Below are 21,951 nucleotides of genomic sequence, written 5' to 3'. Positions count from 1 at the left end.
ACTTTTTATTTATAGGCGCCTGGATCAATCACGCGCATCTCAGATTCGATCCAGCCTTCTACTTCTTGCTGTAGATCTTCCCCTGATTTACCTTCAGAAAGAATGGCTGGCCCAATCGAAAAAATCACAGTGCCAGGCTGCTTTAAAAAGCTGTTCTTAGGCCAGAAATTGCCTGCGTTATGAGCAATTGGAATGACCAATGCACCCGTAGCGCTTGCGAGACGGGCTCCGCCTTTACGATAGGGCTTAGTTGAGCCCCGTGGAGTTCTGGTGCCTTCCGGGAATAGCATGATCCATTTGCCTTCGCTAAGGCGTTTACGACCCTGGCTAGCGACTGAGAGTGCAGCTGTTTGCTTATTCGCTCGATTAATATGAATCATTTTCAGCAAGGCTAAAGCCCAGCCAAAAAAAGGAATCCACAGTAGCTCACGTTTAAAGACAAAGCAGAGCTGTTTTGGAAGGAGTGCAATATAAGCAATCGTTTCATAGGCAGATTGATGCTTACTCAGAATGATGACAGGTTGATCAAGCACTGCATGCATATGTTTCATGCCGCGAATTTCATAACGAATACCGCACAGGTGCCATACAAGCCAAATAACCACTTTGTTCCAAAGGCCGATAAAACTATAACGGTTTTCTGGGGTGAGAAAAGGGAATGCCAGCATGCAGAGCACTGACCAAATTGGAGTAAAGATCAACAGAAATAAGGTAAATAGGGTGGAGCGAAGATAAATCATGTTTTCCTTAGATCTTGTCCACTAGAAGCGAGTTTGCAAACGCCATCAAATCTCTGTGAATTTGTGTGCCTTCCGGTAAATTACCCTTATCAAAAGTCTTTTGACCTTTACCAGTCAAAACTAGATGGGGCGTGGCCCCGAGGGCAATTCCAGCCTCTAGATCGCGTAAGGAGTCGCCGACGATGGGTACACCCAAGAGGGCTTGTGTATTTCCAGATTTTTTATAACGCAAAGCAATTTCTTTCATGAGTCCGGGCGCAGGCTTACGGCAATCACAGCCATGAGAATCAAGGTGTGGACAAAAAAAGATGCTATCAATATGACCACCCAGGGGTTGAAGCAGCTTATCCATCTTGTTATGCATAGCATGCAAATCATTGATTGAAAAATATCCCCTAGATAAGCCTGATTGATTGGTTGCAATTGCAATTTGGTAGCCCGCTTGATTCAGTAGCGCTATTGCTTCCAAGCTGCCCGGTAGCGGAACCCATTCATCAACAGATTTCACATAATCATCACGATCTTCGTTGATCACGCCATCACGATCGAGAATGATGAGTTTAGAAGAGCTGATGCTCATGCTAATTTGCCGAGGTCGGCAACGAGATTCATTTTCTGGTGAAGTTGTTGCAGGAGAGCAAGGCGGTTATCGCGTAACTCGGGGTTTGGATCCATCACCATTACATCAGCAAAGAACTGGTCAATCGGTGCGCTTAAGGCAACAAGTGCCTTCAAGAGATCAACATACTGTCTTTGTTTATAGGCTTCATTTAGCGCAGGGGTGATTTCCTCTAAGGTCTTATTGAGGGTGGCTTCAGCCGGAATTTGCAATAACTTGCTAGAACATTTTGCCGGAATATCAGTCGTTGTCTTTTTTAGAATATTGCTAATGCGTTTATTTGCGGCAGCTAGCTGAGCTGCTTCAGGAAGAGCGTTAAATTCGCGCAAAGCAGTTAAGCGTTCGATTAAATCATTAATCTGTGCTGGCTCTTGGCTGAGAACGGCATCGATTTCAGCGCTAGTGAATGGTTTTCCAGAAACTGACTGGTCGCGTAGATAAGCGCGTAAGCGATCAATAATGAATTCATAGATCGCTGCGGCATTTGCTTTCTCCTGTACATCTTTTTGCAGGAACTGTGCTCGAGCCAATTCAATTAACGCAGGCAAGCTTAGAGAGAGATTCTTTTCTAAGAGCAAACGACAGATGCCTAAGGCATGGCGACGTAATGCATAGGGATCTTTATCGCCCGTAGGCGCAAGCCCAACGCCCCAAATGCCCACAAGGGTTTCAAGCTTGTCAGCAATAGCCAAGATTGTGCCGGTCTGGGTCTGGGGCAATGTGTCACCCGCAAAGCGTGGCATATAGTGTTCACTGCATGCTGCAGCTACTTCAGAATTTTCTCCATCGTGCGTTGCGTAGTATCTTCCCATGATGCCTTGTAACTCAGGGAACTCGCCAACCATATCGCTTAGTAAGTCAGTCTTTGCAATTTCTGCTGCACGACTTGCCAGCTTTTCATCCGCATTGAGTTTTTTTGCAATATTAGATGCGAGGCTTTGAACGCGCTTAGTGCGCTCAAGCTGACTACCCAATTGATTGTGGTAAACCACCTTGCCAAGATCAGCAACGCGTGAAGCTAGGGGGCGCTTTTGATCTTGCTGGAAGAAGAAGCGGGCATCTGAAAGTCGAGGACGGACAACCCGCTCATTACCGGAGATGATGGCCTCTGGCTTGGCCGTTTCAATATTAGAAACAATCAAAAAGCGATTGCGCAACCTGCCTTGTTTGTCTGTCAACGCAAAGTACTTTTGATTGGTTTGCATTGTCAAAATCAAGCATTCTTGGGGAACCTCTAAAAATTCTTGATCAAAGTGGCATTCGTGGATAGCTGGCCATTCAACTAAAGCGGTCACTTCATCTAGCAGGCTATCAGGCATTAAAACCAAGTCAGTGCCAGCGGCTTTTAAGAGTGCTGCCTCAATTTGGGCTCTGCGCTGATGAAAGCTTGGAATTACCTTGGCTTTGGTTTGTAGATCATTTTCATATTGGTCTGCACTGGATATGGTCAGAGGGCCTGGAGCCAAGAAACGATGCCCCTCAGTCTGGTTGCCGGCATTAATACCTAAGCTGCTGATATTGAGGGTCTGATTACCATGTAAAGCAATAATCCGATGGGCTGGACGGGCAAATTCAACGTCTGCTAATTGACCATCTCTCTGAAGCACTTGATAGTGCATCATTTTAGCGATAGGCAATTTATTGAGTGTTTGCTCAAGTGCAGTTTGTGCAGTTTGTTCTAGCGATGCACCTTTAGCAATGACATTTAGGTAGAGAGCCTCGTTTTTACCTTCGCCCGCCTTCTCAAGTGTGCCAATGTCAACATCGGCATAACCAAGCGAGGCTAATTTTTTAAGTAAAGGCGGCGTCGCTTTTCCTTGAGCATCAAATGCAATACTGGTCGGCAATAGTTTTTCACGTATTGGATAGTCTGGTGCTTGATCAAGAACATTACTTACTTGAACTGCTAGGCGACGCGGCGTCGCAAAGCTGATTACTTTCGATGATTCGCTGGCTAGGCCAGCAACTTTTAATGCAGCAAAAATTCCATCACTGAAAGCTTCACCTAAGCGACGTAGTGATTTTGGAGGCAATTCCTCAGTAAATACTTCAATCAATAAAGTAGCAGGCTGAGAAAGCCAAGTATTTGTGCTCATAAGTGAATTGCTTGACGATGACACATTGGAAAGCCTAGTTTTTCACGAGACTCAAAATAAGCTTGGGCTACTGAGCGAGAAAGGTTCCGAATACGGCCAATATAAGCTGCACGTTCAGTCACGGAGATCGCGCCACGTGCATCAAGCAAGTTAAAGGTATGCGCTGCTTTGAGAACCATTTCATAAGCGGGGAGGGCCAGCGGTACTTCCATCAAACGTTTTGCCTCACTCTCATAGTTTGCAAAGTTTGCAAACAGCAAGTCAGTATTTGAGTGTTCAAAGTTATAGCAAGATTGCTCCACCTCGTTTTGGTGATAGACATCCCCATAAGAAATGCCATCTGCCCAAACGAGGTCATACACATTTGAGCAATTCTGAATGTACATTGCTAAGCGTTCTATGCCGTAAGTAATTTCACCAAGAACTGGTTTGCAATCTAGGCCGCCTACTTGTTGAAAATAAGTGAACTGAGTGACTTCCATGCCGTTTAACCAAACTTCCCAGCCCAAGCCCCAGGCTCCTAAAGTCGGGTTCTCCCAATCATCCTCTACAAAGCGCACATCGTTTTCTTTGAGGTCTAGGCCCAATGCCGCTAATGATCCAAGATAGAGCTCGAGTATATTTTCTGGGGCTGGCTTTAGAACAACTTGATATTGATAGTAGTGTTGTAGGCGGTTTGGGTTTTCACCATAACGACCATCTTTCGGTCGGCGGGATGGCTGAACATAAGCCGCCTTCCAGGGTTCTGGGCCGATAGCGCGCAGAAAGGTCGCAGTATGGGAAGTACCTGCGCCAACCTCGAGGTCGATAGGTTGCAATAGGGCGCAACCTTGTTGGTCCCAATAATCTTGAAGTTTGAGAATGATTTGCTGAAAAGTAAGCATGATTAACCTGGCTAAGCCATTGATTTTACATGGCTAGTAGGGGGTAGAGTCAAAAATGACTAAAAACGTCTGTGACGAATCAGACCCCAGATCAACAGAAGGCAAGAAATACTCAAAATTGGGAAATTACCCCAAATTACGTATGGCGTTTTACCTGCGTAGGCCTGAACCTGGGCAATGAGACTTCCTTGAGTGAATTCCGGCAGCGCTTGCAGTACTTTTCCATTGGGTCCCAAGACTGCTGTAATCCCGGTATTGGTAGCCCGTAAGGCAGGTAGACCGGTTTCTAGTGAGCGCAATTGAGAAAGCCGTAATTGCTGTGTGGGCGCTTGTGAATCGCCAAACCAAGCAAGGTTGGTGAGATTGATTAGCAAATTGGTTGGCTTGGAGTTATTTCGAATACGGCTAGCTAGTTCACCACCAAAAACATCTTCGTAGCAAATAGTGATCGCTGCATAAATTGGGTCCTGTTTTTTTCTGTGAATGATCAGATTTTCTTGCTCATCCCCGCCTCTCGCAAAGTCACTTAGTGGAACACTAAAGGCATTTACAAACCAACGAAACCCCGGTGGAATGAATTCTCCAAAAGGAACCAAATGATTCTTGTCATAACGATAAGAATCTGCAGATGGTGAGAGACCTAGAGCTCGATTGGAAAATTCTCTTCCATCACGCGGATTTGGATCTCGACCAATCACTCCAAAGAGTAAGTTGCTATAAGCAGTAGTAGCAAAGTTTTGTAAATTTGCTACTAGTCCAATTGGTAGATTACTTTCGGGCCAAGAGAATGCCGTCTCTGGGGCGACAACAAGCTCGGCTTGGGATTGCATCATGGTGGTGCTGTAAAAATGTATTTGTTTTAGCACGCCCTCAGGGTTAAAGAACATGCTTTGGGGAAAGTTGCCTTGAACCAGCTCAATCTTGAGTGGCTCACCGATTGGCTTGGTAAAGGTCCATAGGCCTGAAGAAGCAGTAATGAGTGCTACTACCGTAAGTGTCGAGATGCAAAGCATTGGATGTTTTTTGAGCTGAAGGATTTGCCAAGAGGCGTATACCGCTAGGAAAGTGCAAGCTAGTCCGCCAAAGAATGGGGCAATAGCTGCAAATGGTCCATTGACTTGTGCTTCAGCAAATCCCATCCATGGAAACCCTGTGAACAATTCTCCGCGAAGGTATTCGGTGACTGCCCAGCTTGAGGCAAGCAATAGGCCTGAAATAGAAGAAGACTTAAACAGTCGAATCGATAAACAGGCGATCGAAAAATATAAGGAGACATACGCAGACAGCAAAAAAACTGCCATACAGGAAAGCAGGCTATTGATGCCGCCTACGTCATGCAGGCTAATGTAGAGCCACCATAGGCCTATTACAAAGTAGCCAAGACCAAATGCGAGGCTAGAGAAAAAATAAGTTTTGAGACGGCAATGTTTTAGTAGGCTAAGTCGCCACCAAACAATACTCAGTAGCGGGATTTGAGCCCAACCTCCATAAGAAAGTTCGGCCGCTACAGCTATGAATGCGCCTAGGATAAAAAGCGTTAGGAGTACAAATGCATCGCCGCTCCGGATGGTCTTGCTAGAATGCAGATCTACCAAGGCAATTCTCAGTCAGCTGCTTTAGGTATTTGACGTGCAAGCAAAATATGAACTTGCCGTGGGTCAGCGCGTAGCACTTCGAACTCAATACCATCAATTGCAATACATTCCCCCATTTTGGGAACGCGACCTAAGTGCTGAACAACCAGGCCAGCAACAGTTTCGATATCTTCTACTGCAAATTCAGTGCCCAGCGTTTCATTTAATTGCTCGAGTTCAGTAATGCCTTTAACTCGAATATCACCATTATCTAGAGAGATAATGTTGTCAGCTTCTTCATCAATATCGTGCTCATCCTCGATATCACCAACGATTTGTTCCAGCACATCTTCAATGGTAATGATGCCTGCGATGCCGCTATATTCATCCACTACAACAGCTAAATGGTTGCGGTTATCCTTGAAATCGCGCAATAAAACACTTAAGCGTTTTGATTCCGGGATGAAGACAGCTGGGCGGAGCCAGTCACGCACTTGAAAATCTTTTTCTGTGGCATGACGTAATAAGTCCTTGGCTAGCAAGATACCAATCACGTTGTCGCGACTACCTTCAAATACTGGAAAGCGAGAATGCGCAGCCTCAATGACTGTTTTGATTAAGTCGGCAAGGGGAAGGTTGATATCAATCCAGTCAATTTGGGCGCGAGGTAGCAAAATATCTCTTGCACATAGTTGACCCACCTGAAATACGCCTTCAATCATCGAGAGGGCATCAGCATCGATTAATCCTTCGGTTTGCGCTTCGCGCAAAGTGGCAATTAATTCTTGGCGGCGTTCGTTGGGGCTCGTTGGCTGTGGCGTTAAAAAATCAGCCAAGCGATTTAAAAGGGATTTGTTGGGGTCAGGCATGTTGCAAGAATAGCGTAGAAATAAGTTAAATCAATAAATGTGCTTAGGATATTGAATTACTGGGCAAGGTAGGGGTTTGTAAAGCCTAGTTTATGTAAGATTTTTACCTCCAAGGCCTCCATTTTCTCGGCCTCCTTTTTCACCTCATGATCGTAAGCTTGGGCGTGCAGACAGCCGTGTACGATTAAGTGCGCCAAATGAGCTTTGATAACTTTATTTTGTTCTTTAGCCTCTTTTTGAATCACGGGTAAGCAGAAAATAATATCTGCCACTAAAGTGTTTTTTGAGAGCTCATATGGGAAAGTTAAAACATTGGTTGCATACTCTTTTTTGCGAAAAGCCAAATTCAGTTTCTTGCCTTCGCCAGCGTTCACAAACCGCAGTGTCAATAAACCGCCATAACTTGTTGCAGCCTTCACCCACTTTTTGATTAAGGTAGCAGAGGCGGCCTTACTGACAGAAGCCTCAATCGCTGCACTAGCGTACTGAATATCAATTGTGAGTTTAGTGTGCATGGGCTTCGACTAATTCGCCTCTTAAGGTGTAGTTCAGCACTTCGGTAATTCGAATATCAACCATTTGCCCAACTAGCGCTTCAATGTCTTGCTCGGGTACTGTGAAATGAACAACACGATTATTCTCTGCGCGACCTTGGAGGTTGACGCCATCCTTAGCTAAACCCTCAATCAGCACTCTTTCGGTGCTACCTAACATTTTTTGGCTGATTTGATTTGCTTGACGTTCAACTAGCGCTAACAGTGTTTGCAAGCGCTTCAGTTTGATCTCATAAGGAGTGTCATCGCTGAGATTTGCAGCTGGTGTTCCTGGACGCGGGCTGAAAATGAAGCAGAAACTATTATCAAACTCAAGTTCTTGAACCATCTTGAGAAGCTTCTCAAAATCAGCCTCAGTCTCACCTGGAAAGCCCACAATGAAATCGCTCGACAAGGTTAGATTAGGCCGTACAGCACGCATTTTGCGAATAATGCTCTTGTATTCAAGTGCGGTATAGCCCCGCTTCATGGCCGACAGCACTGAGTCGGATCCATGTTGAACTGGCAAATGCAAGTGACTTACTAGCTGAGGTACTTTGGCGTATACATCGATCAGTCGTTGGGTAAATTCTTTAGGGTGGCTTGTAGTAAAACGAATACGCTCAACCCCAGGAATATCAGCGATGTATTCAATGAGTAAAGCAAAGTCAGCGATCTCATCAGTGCTGTCCATTTTACCAAGGTAGGCATTCACGTTTTGACCAAGTAGGACTATCTCTTTAACACCTTTACTTGCGAGACCTGCAACCTCAGTGAGAACATCCTCAAATGGCCTTGAAACCTCTTCACCGCGTGTATAAGGAACTACACAGTAGCTACAGTATTTAGAGCAGCCTTCCATAATCGATACATATGCAGAGCCACGGGTTTGACGAGATGCAGGCAGGTGATCAAACTTTTCAATTTCAGGAAAAGAAATATCTACTTGGGGGATGCCTGTCTTGCGACGCTGTGCAATCAGGTCTGATAGGCGGTGCAATGTTTGTGGCCCAAAGACAACATCAACATAGGGTGCGCGACTCACAATTTGCTGACCTTCTTGGCTAGCCACGCAACCACCAACACCAATCAATAAATTGGGTTTAGTTTTCTTCAGTTCACGCAAGCGTCCTAGATCGGAGAAGACTTTATCTTCCGCTTTTTCTCGAATGGAGCAAGTGTTAAGAAGAACAACATCCGCATCTTCCGGGGTGTCAGTCATGATCATGCCTTCATCAGCATGAAGGAGGTCTGCCATCTTGCCCGAGTCATACTCGTTCATTTGACAGCCAAAGGTTTTGATATAGAGCTTTTTCATAGGCCGTTCTCAGGTTTATAACTGGGGGGCGAAGCTCAGATTTTACTGTTTATATCAGTCGATAAGCCAGAATTGCTACTAGAGTGGGTGGAAGTGCCGCTATCAGTAGATAGAACGCCGATACAGCACCATTTGGAAAGTGTTGCCTCAGGATGGCAATTCCTGCGGGGTTGGGCGCATTAGCAATAACAGTTAACCCTCCACCAGCAACGGCTCCACCCACTAATGCTAGCTTAAATTCTAAAGAAGTACCTGTGACCAATGATCCCAAATATGTCAGCGCGGCATTATCGGTAATTGCCGTCAGAGCAAGGCTGCCATAAAAGACTGCTGTAGGACTCATCATTTCAAGAATGGGTTGCAACCACCATCCCTGCAGTGCACCTAAAACGACCAATCCAGCTAAGAAGAAGCCAACTAGCAAAGCTTCTTTCAGGATGAGTGGATTTTGATGTTTTGGATAAGCGGTGGTGTAACCAATAAAGAAGAGCAGCAGCCACATAAAGATAACAGGATCATGGGCAAACACCACAACACCCAATAAAAATAATAAGTGCATTACGATCACTGCGAATGGGATTTTACTTTGCTTCGTCGAGCCGTTTGGCTCAATGAGTTGGCGATTAAAGAGCAATGTAGCGCCGAGCGCATTCACAAAAATGGCAATACACGATTCAATGCCGAAGTTAGCAAACATGAATGCTGAGCTCCAGTCCCAGGTTGAAGCAACCATCAGTACTGGTGGGGCAGCAAAATTGGTTAAGGTGCCACCAATTGAAATATTGACAAAGAGTACGCCCAAGGTCCCGAAGAGTAGCCCCTTGGAGCACTGGTGTCGATACACTAAGTCCTGCAATAAAAATGCCGCCAACGTCATGGCAGCGGGTTCAGTAATCAGAGAGCCCAGTAACGGTGTCATTGCAAGTGTTAAAAAATAAAGAGCGGGGGCGCTTCTTATGCGCAAGACAAACTGCAGCCCCTTTGCAAGCAGGTGCAAGATTTCAGTTGAAACAAACAGAATCGGCTTACTGCCAGCCACAATCATGATCGCAAATACAAATAAGGGTTCTGTAAAGTTGCGCCTTTCTAAAAAGGCCCTTGCAGTGCTCAAATCATCAATGAAGCACATGAAGACAATTAGAATGGCAGCCCAAAAGCCAAAGACAATCTCGACCTCGCCTAGCAGATGCCATAGGCCAGCATGGGTGGGAGATTTTTTAGCTAGCGACTCAAAATAACCAGTGCAAAAAGTATGCAAAACTGCAATAGCAAAAATAATGCTGGCGCCGAGTTCTGTGGGGGTAAAGTTCATAGCAGAATGGTAGCAGGTGATTCAGTATATTAAGACATTATTACTTTTAGAGATTTTTAGGGCAGCATGAATTTGAGAGCAAGTAAATAATCAACCATATTGAATGAATGAGAGATAGCGATGAGAAAAGTAGAGTCACGGTTTGGCGAAGGCCCGCTCCAACAAAAACTGAGTGCAGGCGATTTGCATTTTTTATCTGATGCAGAGGTCAGCAAGGGAGGTGGTGGAACTGGGCCCAGTCCGCATGAGTACCTTGGCGCTGCTTTAGCAGCTTGTACAAGTATGACTTTAAAAATGTATGCTGGTCATAAAGCAATGAGCTTAGAGAATGCTATCGTGACTGTCGACATTGAACGCGCCGATGATATTGAAAAATTTACACGTGATATCCAGTTGATTGGAAATCTTAGCGTAGAAGAAAAGAATCGTTTGATTGAGATTGCAAATAAATGCCCTATTCATAAGGCATTAGCAGGACAAATCCAAATAAAAACCCAGCTTGTAAATTAATGCAAGCTGGATAATTTATTGAGGTAAGGCTAGTTTTAGTTGGGCGCTTTAGCTGGCTGATTATTTTTGCCTGCGTTATAGCCAGAATTGTATTCAGATGCTTGCTCTTTTTTGTAAGCATCGTATACATAGCCAGAAGCTGCGCCAACAGCTGCCCCACCAACTGCCCCCCAAATTGGATTGCCGTGGAAAATAGCTGTGCCTACCGCACCAGCAGCTGCGCCAATGCCTGCGCCGGATAGTGTGCGTTGTTCAGTATTGCTCATGTTTGAGCAGCCTGCAATAGAGAGAGTTGCTGCGGTAATCGCAATAATTTTTTTCATAACAACTGATCCTTTAAATATATTTTGAGTTCGCTAAGTTATCTAAATTATTTTCTGGCGCAAGGAAAGCGTGCAGCCAGAAAGCCTAAAAACACACCTGCGGCTGGCTTATCGGCTACTTGTTGATTTGATTGCACAAACTTTACAAAATCACCAATCACTTCATCGCGTGCTGGAGCAGGTTGCTTAACGCAAATAAATGGCTTAGCACGCTGTGGGTGACGAGTTGCTAAATAGGTGTCATATACGGAAGTAGTAAAGCCAATACAGAAGCTTCGAGATTCAGGGCTGGCAGGCATCTTGCAAGTATTTGCCAATTCTTGGGTGCTGAGCACTTTGATGGTTTCTTGGGCCTGGGCCAGGCCAGAAAATGCTGCTAAAGCAGCCAAAACTATGAGGACTTTTTTCATGGGTTCTCCCTTGGGTATATGAAAATTCATCATAAACCATAAATTAGGCTAATTAATGCACTAAGTAGGTGCATTCTGCACTTATTTGGGATTATTGTTTCCCCATAATGATGCAAAAAATAAGGGAGAGAAATTTCATGGAAATTTTGAAGACAGGTAGTGATGCTTTATTTATTTTGCTGGGCGCCATTATGGTTCTTGCGATGCATGCAGGTTTTGCATTTCTAGAACTGGGAACTGTTCGCAAGAAAAACCAAGTCAATGCCTTGGTTAAGATCTTGGTGGACTTTGCAGTTTCAACTATTGCGTATTTTTTCATTGGCTACAGCATTGCTTATGGCGTCAACTTTTTCTCTGGGGCGGAATTGCTGGCCGAGAAAAATGGTTACGAGTTAGTAAAATTTTTCTTCTTACTCACTTTTGCCGCAGCTATTCCTGCGATTGTTTCGGGTGGTATTGCCGAGCGCGCCAAATTTAATCCTCAATTGATTGCAACTTTTATTTTGGTGGGTTTTGTTTATCCCTTCTTCGAGGGGATTGCATGGAATCAACACTACGGTATTCAGGCTTGGATCAAAGGCTTGACTGGTGAAGAGTTTCATGACTTTGCTGGTTCGGTAGTGGTGCATGCGGTTGGCGGCTGGATTGCTTTACCTGCAGTAATTCTGTTGGGCGCGCGTCGTGGTCGTTACACCAAGGAAGGGCAAATTTCTGCGCATCCACCTTCAAGTATTCCATTCCTCGCCTTAGGAGCGTGGATCCTCGCAGTAGGTTGGTTTGGTTTTAATGTGATGAGCGCGCAGACAATCGATAAGATTAGTGGCTTGGTTGCCTTGAATTCCTTAATGGCAATGGTCGGTGGCACATTAGCTGCATGGGTTGTTGGTCGGAATGATCCGGGCTTTACATATAACGGCCCTCTTGCTGGCTTAGTTGCTGTTTGTGCTGGTTCCGATTTAATGCATCCGGTTGGAGCGCTGTTTGTTGGCTTAGTAGCGGGCGCATTATTTGTCTACATGTTTACCTTAGTACAAAACCGCTGGAAGATTGATGATGTTCTCGGCGTGTGGCCCTTACATGGCTTGTGTGGACTTTGGGGTGGTTTAGCTGCAGGTATTTTTGGGGCGAAAGCACTAGGTGGCATCGGCGGTGTTACTTTTCTAGGACAACTTATTGGTAGCACTATTGGCGTAGGTATCGCGCTAATTGGCGGTTTTGCAGTCTACGGCGCCTTGAAAGCATTGCTCGGTATTCGAATGTCTCAAGAAGAAGAGTATGAGGGTGCCGACTTAAGTGTGCACCGTATTTCTTCTACTCCAGACCGCGAACCAAACTGGTAGAGTTGCAGTCTTTCTCTATAGCCTGATTCATACCTATAATGAGTCATGGCTATATTTGAACTTGACGGAATTGCCCCTCGGTTATCTGAGGGCGCCTGGGTTGCAGAGAGTGCTGAGGTCATCGGCAAAGTAGAGCTCCATAAAAATGCAAGCATTTGGCCTGCAGTTGTTATTCGTGGTGATAACGACCTCATTCAAGTTGGCGAAGGTAGTAATGTACAAGACGCATCAGTTCTACACACCGATCTTGGTTACCCACTGATTGTTGGCAAGAATGTTACTGTTGGGCATAAAGTAATGCTTCATGGTTGCCATATTGGAGATGGCAGCTTAATCGGTATTGGCGCTGTGATTTTAAACGGCGCAAAGATCGGTAAAAATTGCTTAGTCGGTGCGGGTGCTCTTGTTACTGAGGGCAAAGAATTTCCTGAAGGCTCGATGATTATTGGCTCACCTGCTAAGGCAGTAAAAACATTAAGCCCAGAGCAGATTGTAGGTATCGAAGATATCGCAGGGCGCTATGTCAAGAACGCACAGCGTTATATCAAGACGCTTAAAAAAATTGCCTGAGCATGAGCTTACTCAACGCTCAGTTTTAGTTCTTTAGCCAAACTACTGTAGTCAACTATTTCTTTATTGATGCGTGTCCTTAGTTCTGCGGGGGTACTTGGCATCGGCTCGATCCCCAGTGCTTGCAATTGTTTTCGCATCTCAGGATCGTTTAGCACAGTCACAACCGCTCGATTTAGCTTGTCAATAATGGCTGGATCTGTGCCTGCGGGAGACATTAACCCATTCCAGGTGCCAACATCTATAGCTACTCCAGATTCAATCAGGGTCGGAACGTTTGGAAGGGCGCTAGAGCGTTTTGCTGTTGTCACTGCTAGCGCTTTTGTTTTTCCATCTTTGATGTGAGGGAGAGCAGATGGAATCGTATCAAACATGACTGATACTTGGCCACCAAGCAAGTCAACAACAGCAGGGGCACTGCCACGATAAGGTATGTGGGTTAGGCTGGCCCCAGTTTTAATTTTGAACATCTCTCCAATCAGATGATGTGCAGATCCTGGGCCAACGGAAGCGTAATCATATTTATCGGGATTGGCTTTCGTTAGTGCGACCAGTTCTTTAATGTTATTGGCTGGAACGGATGCGTTTACTACGACAACATTCGGAATCATTCCCACGGTTCCTATCGGCACCAAGTCTTTATCAATACGGTAATTGAGTTTTGGAAAAACAGACTGCGCAATGGTGAGATGCAAGGTTCCCATCAGTAGCGTATATCCATCTGGTGCAGACTTTGCAACAAAGTCTGCACCTACCGTGCCGGATGCTCCAGACTTATTCTCAATCACAATCGATTGGCCAAGCACTTTACCAAGGGCTGGGCCAAGGTTACGTGCCATGGCATCAGTACTGCCTCCAGCGGGAAATGGGATTACCAGTTTTATTGAGCGATTTGGGTAATCATTGTCCGGAGCAGAAATTGCATGAAAGCTTGGCAACAAGGCAGCGGCAAATGCTAGGCTAATGAAATGACGACGTTGTGCGTTATTCATGATCTATCCCCGGCGACTCTGATTTGAGCTGAAGTAATTTGGATTAACCTCTACCAACGAAAGGCATATTGGTAGCCATAATTGTCATTGAAAGAATATTGCTCTCCAGGGGTAGTTGAGCCATATGTAGTACAGCTTCTCCCACGTGATCAACATCCATACGCGGTTCAACTTTAATAGATTGATCTGCTTGCATGATGCCAGCAGCCATGCGATCCGTCATTTCTGTGGCGGCATTACCAATGTCAATTTGGCCGCATGCAATGTTAAACGGACGACCATCTAGTGAAATGGTTTTTGTTAGACCGCTAATAGCATGCTTAGTGGCAGTATAGGGCGCTGACATTGGTCTTGGAGCATGCGCAGAAATTGAGCCATTATTAATAATTCTGCCACCTTGCGGGGATTGTGCCTTCATCATACGAATTGCCTCTTGGGAACATAAAAAAGCTCCGCAAAGATTTGCATTTACAACATTCATCCATTGCTCATAGGTGAGATCTTCCATCGGAATGGCGGGAGCGCCAATGCCGGCGTTATTGAAGAGCACGTCAATGCGCCCAAAACGTTCCTTAAGGGCGGTAAATAATTTTTTCACTTGCTCTGGTTGACCAACATCACAAGCTACCGCAAGACAGTTGTCGCTTGTTCCACCAATATCGGTAATTGCTTTTTCTAGCTTCTCGAGGTTGCGGCCAGTGAGTACAACTTGATATCCGCCTTTTAGAAGGGCTTTAGCTGCCGCTCTTCCAATTCCAACTCCTGCTCCAGTGACGAGTGCTACTTTATTATTTTTCTGTGGCATCGCTTTCTTTCTATGTATAGTGTCTCGAATAAATTCTATATTGCTCTACATCTACTTTGGTAATGGTAAAGCAGTTTTATAGCGTACTTGCTTTAAAGCGAAGCTAGATCGAATTTTCTCAATCCCAGAGATTGGTGTTAGTTGTTCTAGGATAAATTTTTCGAGCGCACCCATATCAGCTACTGCAACGCGGATAAGGTAATCACTATCTCCGGTCATGAGATAACACTCCATGACTTCATCGTGCTCTGAGATGCGTTGTTCAAATTCCGCTAAGGCCTCTTTGGATTGCTCTTTAAGGCTAATAGAGATAAAGACGTTTAAGCCAAGACCCAACACTTTGGGATCTGCCAGCGCTACATAGTTTCTGATGACCCCTTTGTCTTTGAGTGCTTTCACCCGCATGAGACAAGGCGATGGCGAGAGATGAACCCGCTTTGCTAGCTCTACATTGCTATGGGAGCTATCATTTTGGAGTTCATTCAAAATTCTGATATCTATGGGGTCTAGCTTCATAAAGTTTCTCAAAAAGTCTATATATCAGCATTTTATGCTGAAAATTATGATTTATAGCCAATAGTTAGCATCCTATTTTGTAGATAATCTAACAAAATATAGCCATCAATACACCTGTTGTTCATTGGAGGGGTTGTGGGTCTTGAGTTTGCATTTCCTGAGGTTGGAGGTTTATTGCCCAGCGGCAATCAGGCCTCAACAAGCCAATCCATTTTGAGCCCTGATATTTGGGCCAGCCCTTCTGCAAGAAAGTTTGCCCGCGAATTTGGTGTTGACATTCAGCAGGTTCGCGGTAGCGGTCAAAGAGGCCGGATTACGAAAGAAGACATTCAGCAATTTATTAAGCGCTCAATGTCAGCCAGAGAAATCTCACCAGCCCTCAATGGCAAAGGTATTGCTGGCTTTGATCTGTTACCTTGGCCTAAGATTGACTTTACGAGGTTCGGAGAAATTGAGCGCCAAGCTCGCAGTCGAATTCAGAAGGTGTCTGCTGCAAATCTGGCGCGCAATTGGGTCATGATTCCAGCGGTGACCTATCACGACGATGCGGATATTACTGATCTTGAAGAATTTCGCGCGTCATTAAACAAAGAAAATAAAAAAGACGATATTAAGGTTACATTGCTGGCATTTCTTATTAAGGCCGCAGTGGCTGCCCTTAAGAAATACCCAACATTCAATGCCTCCTTAGACGGTGAAGAGCTTATTTTGAAAAAATATTTTCACATTGGTTTTGCTGTTGATACCGAAGGTGGTTTGGTAGTGCCAGTGATCCGTAATGTTGATCAGAAGGGCATTATGGAGATTGCACAGGAGACCGCTGGCTTAGCAAAGTTGGCGCGTGAAGGAAAACTCAAGCCAGATCAGATGCAAGGCGCTAGCTTTACGATTTCTTCATTGGGTGGCATCGGCGGCACTTACTGTGCCCCAATTGTGAATGCACCCGAAGTGGCTATTTTGGCAGTGAATAAGTCTGCCATGAAGCCCATATGGAATGGTTCGCAATTCATTCCGCGTCTGATTTGTCCACTTTCTATGACGGCGGATCATCGCGTTATTGATGGGGCTTTAGCAACCCACTTCACCACTTATCTTGCCCAATTACTGGGCGATTTTCGTAAAGTTATGTTGTGATTATTAAAAGTAAAAAGTTACTGAGGAATTTTTCATGAATGCCCCCGACATTAAAAAATATCTAAATCTTGAAAACGTAGACACTGATCCTGCGGAAACTGCAGAGTGGAATGAGGCATTTATGGATTTGTTGGCCTCTGGTGATAGTGCGCGCGCCAAATTTATTTTGGATCATTTAGTAAAGCTGGCCAATAAAAATCAAATCAACTGGGTGCCTGACTTAGTTACTCCTTACATCAATTCGATCCCTGTGGATGAGCAACCTCCTTTCCCTGGAGACCTTGCAATCGAAGAAAAACTTGCATCTCTCATGAGGTGGAATGCGCTCGCGATGGTTGCTAAAGCAAATGAAGCCTATGGGGAATTGGGCGGCCACATTGCCAGCTATGCCAGCGCTGCTGATTTATTTGAAGTTGGCTTTAATCATTTTTTCCGTGCAAGAACTGAGGGTGGTGATGCAAAAGAGCGTGGCGACCTCGTTTTCTTTCAGCCGCATAGTGCGCCAGGTGTATATGCGCGCGCTTACTTGGAGGGCAGATTGTCTGAGAATGACCTCGCACATTACAGGCGAGAAATTACTGCGCCTGAAGCTGGTGCAAGAGGCTTATCAAGCTATCCACATCCCTGGTTAATGCCAGACTTTTGGCAGTTCCCAACAGGTTCAATGGGAATCGGCCCCATTAGTTCGATTTACCATGCGCGTTTTATGCGCTACCTGAGCGATCGAAAATTATTAGATTGCTCAACCAGAAAAGTTTGGGGTGTATTTGGCGATGGTGAGATGGATGAGCCAGAAAGCATGAGTGCCTTGACTTTAGCCTCCAGAGAAAAGCTGGATAACTTGGTTTGGGTGGTCAATTGCAACTTACAACGCTTAGATGGTCCGGTGCGTGGCAACGGCAGGATTATTGACGAGCTTGAAAAACTGTTTCGCGGCTCTGGTTGGAACGTTATTAAATTAGTGTGGGGCAGTGATTGGGACGGGCTGTTTGCCAGGGATACTACTGGTGCCTTAGTGAAGGCTTTTGCTCAAACGGTTGATGGACAGATGCAAACATTTGCTGCTAAAGACGGCAGTTTCAATCGCACCAATTTCTTTGGCCAAAATGAGGAGTTGACCCGTCTTGCGCAAGGCATGACAGATGAGCAAATCGATCGACTCAAAAGAGGTGGCCATGATCTCGTCAAAATTTATGCTGCTTATAAAGCTGCCGCTAATCATATAGGTCAGCCAACAGTAATCTTGGCGCATACGAAGAAAGGTTATGGCATGGGTAATGCCGGTCAAGGAAAAATGACTACGCATAGCCAGAAGAAGCTCGATGACGAGGCGCTAATTGAATATCGCAATCGTTTTAACTTGCCATTAACAGATGAGCAGGCTACGAGCCTTACTTTCTTTAGGCCCGAGGAGAGCAGTGAAGAACTGAAATATTTAAAGGAGCAGCGTAATAAACTCGGCGGCCAATTGCCCAAGCGTTATTCAGATTGTGAGCAATTAAAAGTGCCCGATATCAACTCTTATGCGGCTTTTGCAATCAAGGCTGAAGATAAGGAGATGTCGACCACAATGGCTTTTGTTCGGATGCTTGGAAACTTGCTGAAAGATAAAGAGCTTGGGCCTAGAGTTGTGCCGATTGTCGCAGATGAAGCGCGCACATTTGGTATGGCCAATCTCTTTAAACAGGTTGGTATTTACTCCAGCGTTGGTCAGCGCTATGAGCCAGAGGATATTGGCTCCGTACTGAGCTATCGTGAGGCATTGGACGGACAAATTTTGGAAGAGGGTATTAGTGAGGCGGGCGCGATTGCAAGTTGGACTGCGGCAGCAACCAGTTATAGTGTGCACGGAATAGCAATGCTTCCCTTCTATATCTATTACTCGATGTTTGGATTTCAGAGAATTGGCGATGCTATCTGGGCAGCCGCTGATCAACGGGCAAGAGGCTTCTTATTGGGAGCTACTTCAGGCAGGACTACTTTAGGTGGTGAAGGTTTGCAGCATCAGGACGGCAGTAGTCAGTTGGTAGCTGGAACCATTCCAAACTGCAAGGCCTACGACCCTGCATTTGCAGGTGAGTTAGCTGTAATTGTCGACCAAGGTATGCGCGATATGCTAATAGATCAAAAAGATTTGTTCTATTACATCACCCTCATGAACGAGAACTATGCACAGCCTGATTTGCCTGAGAATGCTGCCGATGGTGTAATTCGTGGTTGCTACAAACTAAAAACTGTGAAGGCTAGCAATGGCGATAGCAAATCTTACGTAAGCCTCATGGGTTCCGGTGCCATTATGACTGAAGTATTAAAAGCGGCCGACTTACTAGCTCATGTAGGGATCAATGTGGACGTCTTTAGCGTGACCAGCTGGAGCGAATTATCAAGAGATGGCAAGGCAAAAGAGCAGGACAGACTCTCAGGCAATACTGGCGCTGAGCAAGCATTTATTAGTCAAGTGCTTGCTCAAGGTCGTGGCCCGATTGTGGCTGCTACAGACTATGTGCATGCGCTTCCCGAAAGTATTCGAGCTTACATTCCAGATGGCAGGGGGTATATTACGCTCGGTACCGATGGTTTTGGTCGGAGCGATACACGGGCTGCGTTGAGAGAATATTTTGGTGTTAACGCAGACAGTATCAGCAAAGTAGTGAAAGAGTCCTTAAAGCAATAATTCTTTCGACCTCTCTTTGATGATGGCCCCATTATTTTTTATTCCCAAATTAACTGGAGATTTTTAGATGTCCCTTATTCAAAAGCTCAAGGCACGTGCTGCTAACAACAGTCCAGTGCGGGTGGGTATTATTGGCGCAGGTAAATTTGGTTCTATGTATCTCTCGCAAGCGCCGCGGACTCCAGGTATTCATTTGGTGGCAGTTGCTGATTTATCTCCCGCACGTGCAAAAGAATCTCTAGCTCGTGTAGGTTGGGATGCTTCTCGTTATAGCGCTACTTCATTGCAGGATGCGGCCAAGTCAGGTGCTACCTTTGTTACTGATGATGCTGAAAAAATGATCGCTAGTGAGTACATCGATATTGTGATTGACTCTACTGGTAGTCCAGCTGCGGGTATTCGTCATGCTTTACTTTGTTTTGATCATCGTAAGCACATCATCATGGTCAATGTAGAAGCAGATGTTTTAGCTGGACCTTTGCTTGCACGTAAAGCAGCGGAGGCCGGTGTAATTTACTCCATGGCTTCTGGGGATCAACCCGCTCTCATTGCTGAATTAGTCGATTGGGCTAGAACGATTGGCTTGGAAGTGGTGTGCGCGGGCAAAGGTACTAAATATTTACCTATCTATCATCAGTCCACGCCGGATACCGTCTGGGGTCATTATGGTTTTTCTGAAGAGATGGTGGCTGGCGGTGACTTTAATGCGCAAATGTTTAATTCATTCTTGGATGGGACAAAGTCGGCGCTTGAAATGGCTGCAGTATCAAATGCTTGTGACTTGACGCCACCAAGCAATGGCCTTGAGTTCCCACCTTGTGGTGTGGATGACTTGCCCCACATCTTTCGACCAGTAGCCGAGGGTGGTCTGCTAACTCAAAAAGGTACTGTAGAAGTAGTTTCTTCGGTTGAAAGAGATGGGCGGCCAGTATTTAGAGATTTACGTTGGGGCGTGTTTGCAGTCTTTGAGGCTCCTAGTCAATATGTCATTGATTGCTTCGCACAATATGGTTTAAAAACAGATAGCACTGGTAAATATGCAGCGATGTACAAGCCTTACCATCTGATAGGCTTGGAGCTCGGCATTTCTGTTGCCAGTATTGCTGTGCGTGGTGAGGCTACGGGGGCGACTGGTGAATGGAAGGGTGATGTAGTTGCTACCGCCAAGCGTACGCTGAAGGCTGGTGAGAAATTAGATGGTGAGGGTGGCTTCACTGTCTATGGAAAACTCATGACTGCTACCGACTCGCTTAAGCTTGGCGCTCTGCCGATTGGGCTGGCACACAACATGGTCTTGAACAAAGACATTTCAGCAGGAAAGCCAGTGTGTTGGAGTGATGTAGATTACGACGCCACTAAGCAAGCAATTCAATTCCGTCGCGAAATGGAAAAAGTATTTCGCCAATAGAATTTATTTTTCTAAGCTAGGGGTGATGTCATTTCTAGCTTAGAAGTGTTTGTTGTTCTTGTATTCCCCGCATTATTTATTTCATTAAGGAGACATTTTGAAGATTCGTCATCATATTTATGCAGCCGCAGTGGCTGCAATGCTGGTAAGTACCTCATATGCAGCTGATATTAAACTTGGCGTTATTGGCCCATTTACTGGTGGTTCATCCCCAATGGGCGTCAGTAACCGCGGCGGTATTCGTCTGGCAGTAAAAGAAATTAATGCTGCAGGCGGTATTAATGGGAACAAGATTGTTTTGATTGAGCGCGATGATGAGGCAAAAAATGAGCGCGGCGTTCAAATCTCACAAGAATTTATTAATAACGAAAAAGTAGCCGGTGTATTGGGCTTTATTAATACTGGGGTTGTATTGGCTTCTTCCCGTTTTTATCAGGATGCAAAAATTCCAGTAATTACTATGGCTTCTGGATCTGTTGTGACCAAGCAGTTCCCAAATGCTCCAGAGAATTATATTTTCCGTATTTCTGCTGCTGACAGTATTCAGGCTCCGTTGATTGCTAAAGAGGCCGTTGAGAAGCGTGGCTTCAAGAAGGTGGCTATTTTGGCTGACTCTACTAACTATGGTCAGTTAGGCCGTGAAGATATGGAGAAAGCATTAAAGGCTTATGGCGTTACTGCTGTAGCGGTAGAAAAATTCAATATCGGCGACGTTGATATGACTTCTCAAATTCTGTCTGCAAAAAATGCTGGTGCTGAAGTCATTTTGACTTATGCAATTGGGCCTGAGTTGGCTCAAATTGCTAATGGCATGGCAAAGTTGGGCTGGAAAAAACCAATGATTGGCAGCTGGACTTTATCGCTCTCTAACTTTATTGATACAGCTGGTAAAAATGGTAACGGCGCTGTGATGCCGCAAACCTTTATTCAATTAGGCAATACACCAAAACGTAAGGCATTTATTGATGCGTACTTAAAAGAGTACAACCCAAAGAACGGTTTGATTCCTTCTGCAGTGTCAGCAGCTCAAGGATATGACTCTGTGTACTTGATGGCTGCCGCTATTAAACAGGCTAACAGTACAGAGGGGCCAAAAATCTTGGCTGCATTGAATGATTTGAATGCTCCAGTAGAGGGTGTAATAACAACCTATGTCAAGCCATATATAGCTGGTGATCATGAAGCAATTAAGCCTAAGAATGTAGTGATGGGCGTAGTTGAAAATGGTCGCGTTGAATATCTGAACGCAGAAGATGCAGCCGGTCCCATCGCAGCAAAGAAGAAATAATTTCCTTAAATAGGAATTTATAGTTGAGCAGACGCC

At 45.2% G+C, this 21,951-nt stretch carries 20 protein-coding genes and 1 pseudogene; 7 read left to right on the top strand and 14 right to left on the bottom strand.

The features are described from left to right. Positions 1-5: 5 nt before the first annotated feature. From C2740_RS08230 to C2740_RS08190, 9 genes are read right to left on the bottom strand one after another with little or no spacing between them, the layout of a single operon-like run. Positions 6-740 (bottom strand): 1-acyl-sn-glycerol-3-phosphate acyltransferase, encoded by a 735-nt coding sequence (locus C2740_RS08230; RefSeq protein ID WP_215293123.1) that lies wholly within the window; start codon positions 738-740, stop codon positions 6-8. Between the two features lie 7 nt (positions 741-747). Beyond that, positions 748-1,320, bottom strand: coding sequence for a D-glycero-beta-D-manno-heptose 1,7-bisphosphate 7-phosphatase (gene gmhB, locus C2740_RS08225; RefSeq protein WP_215293121.1), 573 nt, complete (start codon positions 1,318-1,320; stop codon positions 748-750). Next, entirely contained in the window at positions 1,317-3,455 is a 2,139-nt protein-coding gene (glyS, locus tag C2740_RS08220) for a glycine--tRNA ligase subunit beta (protein WP_215293119.1), read from the bottom strand. Before glyS ends, gmhB begins: the two co-directional genes overlap by 4 nt. Beyond that, complete coding sequence (gene glyQ, locus C2740_RS08215) at positions 3,452-4,339, bottom strand: glycine--tRNA ligase subunit alpha (RefSeq protein WP_215293117.1); 888 nt, start codon at positions 4,337-4,339, stop codon at positions 3,452-3,454. The genes glyS and glyQ overlap by 4 nt, the downstream gene beginning before the upstream one ends. A gap of 59 nt (positions 4,340-4,398) precedes the next feature. Then, positions 4,399-5,934 (bottom strand): apolipoprotein N-acyltransferase, encoded by a 1,536-nt coding sequence (gene lnt / locus C2740_RS08210; RefSeq protein ID WP_251369631.1) that lies wholly within the window; start codon positions 5,932-5,934, stop codon positions 4,399-4,401. 8 nt (positions 5,935-5,942) lie between these two features. Next, positions 5,943-6,782: an HlyC/CorC family transporter gene (locus tag C2740_RS08205; protein ID WP_215293115.1), complete on the bottom strand. Its 840-nt coding sequence runs from the start codon at positions 6,780-6,782 to the stop codon at positions 5,943-5,945. Between the two features lie 56 nt (positions 6,783-6,838). Then, positions 6,839-7,297 (bottom strand): rRNA maturation RNase YbeY, encoded by a 459-nt coding sequence (ybeY, locus tag C2740_RS08200; protein ID WP_215293098.1) that lies wholly within the window; start codon positions 7,295-7,297, stop codon positions 6,839-6,841. Then, positions 7,287-8,633 carry a tRNA (N6-isopentenyl adenosine(37)-C2)-methylthiotransferase MiaB gene (gene miaB / locus C2740_RS08195; protein WP_215293089.1) on the bottom strand — a complete coding sequence of 449 codons (1,347 nt, stop codon included), beginning with the start codon at positions 8,631-8,633 and terminating at the stop codon, positions 7,287-7,289. Before miaB ends, ybeY begins: the two co-directional genes overlap by 11 nt. 49 nt (positions 8,634-8,682) lie before the next feature. Then, on the bottom strand, positions 8,683-9,945 hold the full coding sequence (locus C2740_RS08190; protein WP_215293087.1) for a putative Na+/H+ antiporter: 1,263 nt from the start codon (positions 9,943-9,945) through the stop codon (positions 8,683-8,685). Between the two features lie 120 nt (positions 9,946-10,065). Between C2740_RS08190 and C2740_RS08185 the strand changes: the two genes are divergently transcribed. Further along, the gene (locus C2740_RS08185) at positions 10,066-10,455 is read left to right on the top strand and encodes an OsmC family protein (protein ID WP_215293085.1); all 390 of its coding nucleotides are present in this window, start codon (positions 10,066-10,068) and stop codon (positions 10,453-10,455) included. Positions 10,456-10,490: 35 nt separating this feature from the next. On the opposite strand, the gene C2740_RS08180 is transcribed toward C2740_RS08185, so the two are convergent. Together C2740_RS08180 and C2740_RS08175 are read right to left on the bottom strand one after the other, a co-directional pair. Beyond that, entirely contained in the window at positions 10,491-10,778 is a 288-nt protein-coding gene (locus tag C2740_RS08180) for a glycine zipper domain-containing protein (RefSeq protein WP_251369630.1), read from the bottom strand. 47 nt (positions 10,779-10,825) lie between these two features. Continuing rightward, positions 10,826-11,188, bottom strand: a complete 363-nt coding sequence (locus C2740_RS08175; protein ID WP_215293084.1) for a Rap1a/Tai family immunity protein — start codon at positions 11,186-11,188, stop codon at positions 10,826-10,828. Between the two features lie 137 nt (positions 11,189-11,325). Between C2740_RS08175 and C2740_RS08170 the strand changes: the two genes are divergently transcribed. Together C2740_RS08170 and C2740_RS08165 are read left to right on the top strand one after the other, a co-directional pair. Beyond that, positions 11,326-12,528 (top strand): ammonium transporter, encoded by a 1,203-nt coding sequence (locus C2740_RS08170; protein WP_215293082.1) that lies wholly within the window; start codon positions 11,326-11,328, stop codon positions 12,526-12,528. 45 nt (positions 12,529-12,573) lie between these two features. Then, positions 12,574-13,098, top strand: a complete 525-nt coding sequence (locus C2740_RS08165; RefSeq protein WP_215293080.1) for a gamma carbonic anhydrase family protein — start codon at positions 12,574-12,576, stop codon at positions 13,096-13,098. Positions 13,099-13,106: 8 nt separating this feature from the next. Here C2740_RS08165 and C2740_RS08160 read toward each other — a convergent pair whose 3' ends face one another. Genes C2740_RS08160 through C2740_RS08150 form a run of 3 tightly spaced genes read right to left on the bottom strand, consistent with a single transcriptional unit; the run spans position 13,107 to position 15,411 of the window. Next, a complete protein-coding gene (locus C2740_RS08160) occupies positions 13,107-14,090 on the bottom strand; it encodes a tripartite tricarboxylate transporter substrate binding protein (RefSeq protein WP_215293078.1) in 984 nt (327 codons plus the stop codon). Positions 14,091-14,133: 43 nt separating this feature from the next. After that, positions 14,134-14,895, bottom strand: a complete 762-nt coding sequence (locus C2740_RS08155; protein WP_215293076.1) for an SDR family oxidoreductase — start codon at positions 14,893-14,895, stop codon at positions 14,134-14,136. 51 nt (positions 14,896-14,946) lie between these two features. Continuing rightward, complete coding sequence (locus C2740_RS08150; RefSeq protein ID WP_215293074.1) at positions 14,947-15,411, bottom strand: Lrp/AsnC family transcriptional regulator; 465 nt, start codon at positions 15,409-15,411, stop codon at positions 14,947-14,949. A 228-nt stretch (positions 15,412-15,639) separates the two neighbouring features. On the opposite strand from C2740_RS08150, the pseudogene C2740_RS08145 reads away from it, so the two are divergent. The 4 genes and pseudogenes from C2740_RS08145 to C2740_RS08130 all read left to right on the top strand — a co-directional run. Further along, positions 15,640-16,545: pseudogene (locus tag C2740_RS08145) on the top strand (2-oxo acid dehydrogenase subunit E2); the annotation flags it as partial. A 34-nt stretch (positions 16,546-16,579) separates the two neighbouring features. After that, positions 16,580-19,219 (top strand): alpha-ketoglutarate dehydrogenase, encoded by a 2,640-nt coding sequence (mdeB, locus tag C2740_RS08140; protein ID WP_215293072.1) that lies wholly within the window; start codon positions 16,580-16,582, stop codon positions 19,217-19,219. 67 nt (positions 19,220-19,286) lie between these two features. After that, a complete protein-coding gene (locus tag C2740_RS08135; RefSeq protein WP_215293070.1) occupies positions 19,287-20,627 on the top strand; it encodes an NAD(P)H-dependent oxidoreductase in 1,341 nt (446 codons plus the stop codon). A gap of 97 nt (positions 20,628-20,724) precedes the next feature. Next, positions 20,725-21,915 (top strand): ABC transporter substrate-binding protein, encoded by a 1,191-nt coding sequence (locus tag C2740_RS08130; RefSeq protein ID WP_251369629.1) that lies wholly within the window; start codon positions 20,725-20,727, stop codon positions 21,913-21,915. Positions 21,916-21,951 lie beyond the last annotated feature (36 nt).

The organism is Polynucleobacter sp. MG-5-Ahmo-C2 (assembly GCF_018687735.1).
Taxonomy (GTDB): domain Bacteria; phylum Pseudomonadota; class Gammaproteobacteria; order Burkholderiales; family Burkholderiaceae; genus Polynucleobacter.
Note: the sequence above shows the minus strand (reverse complement) of the source record. Positions and strands in the feature narration are given on the sequence as shown.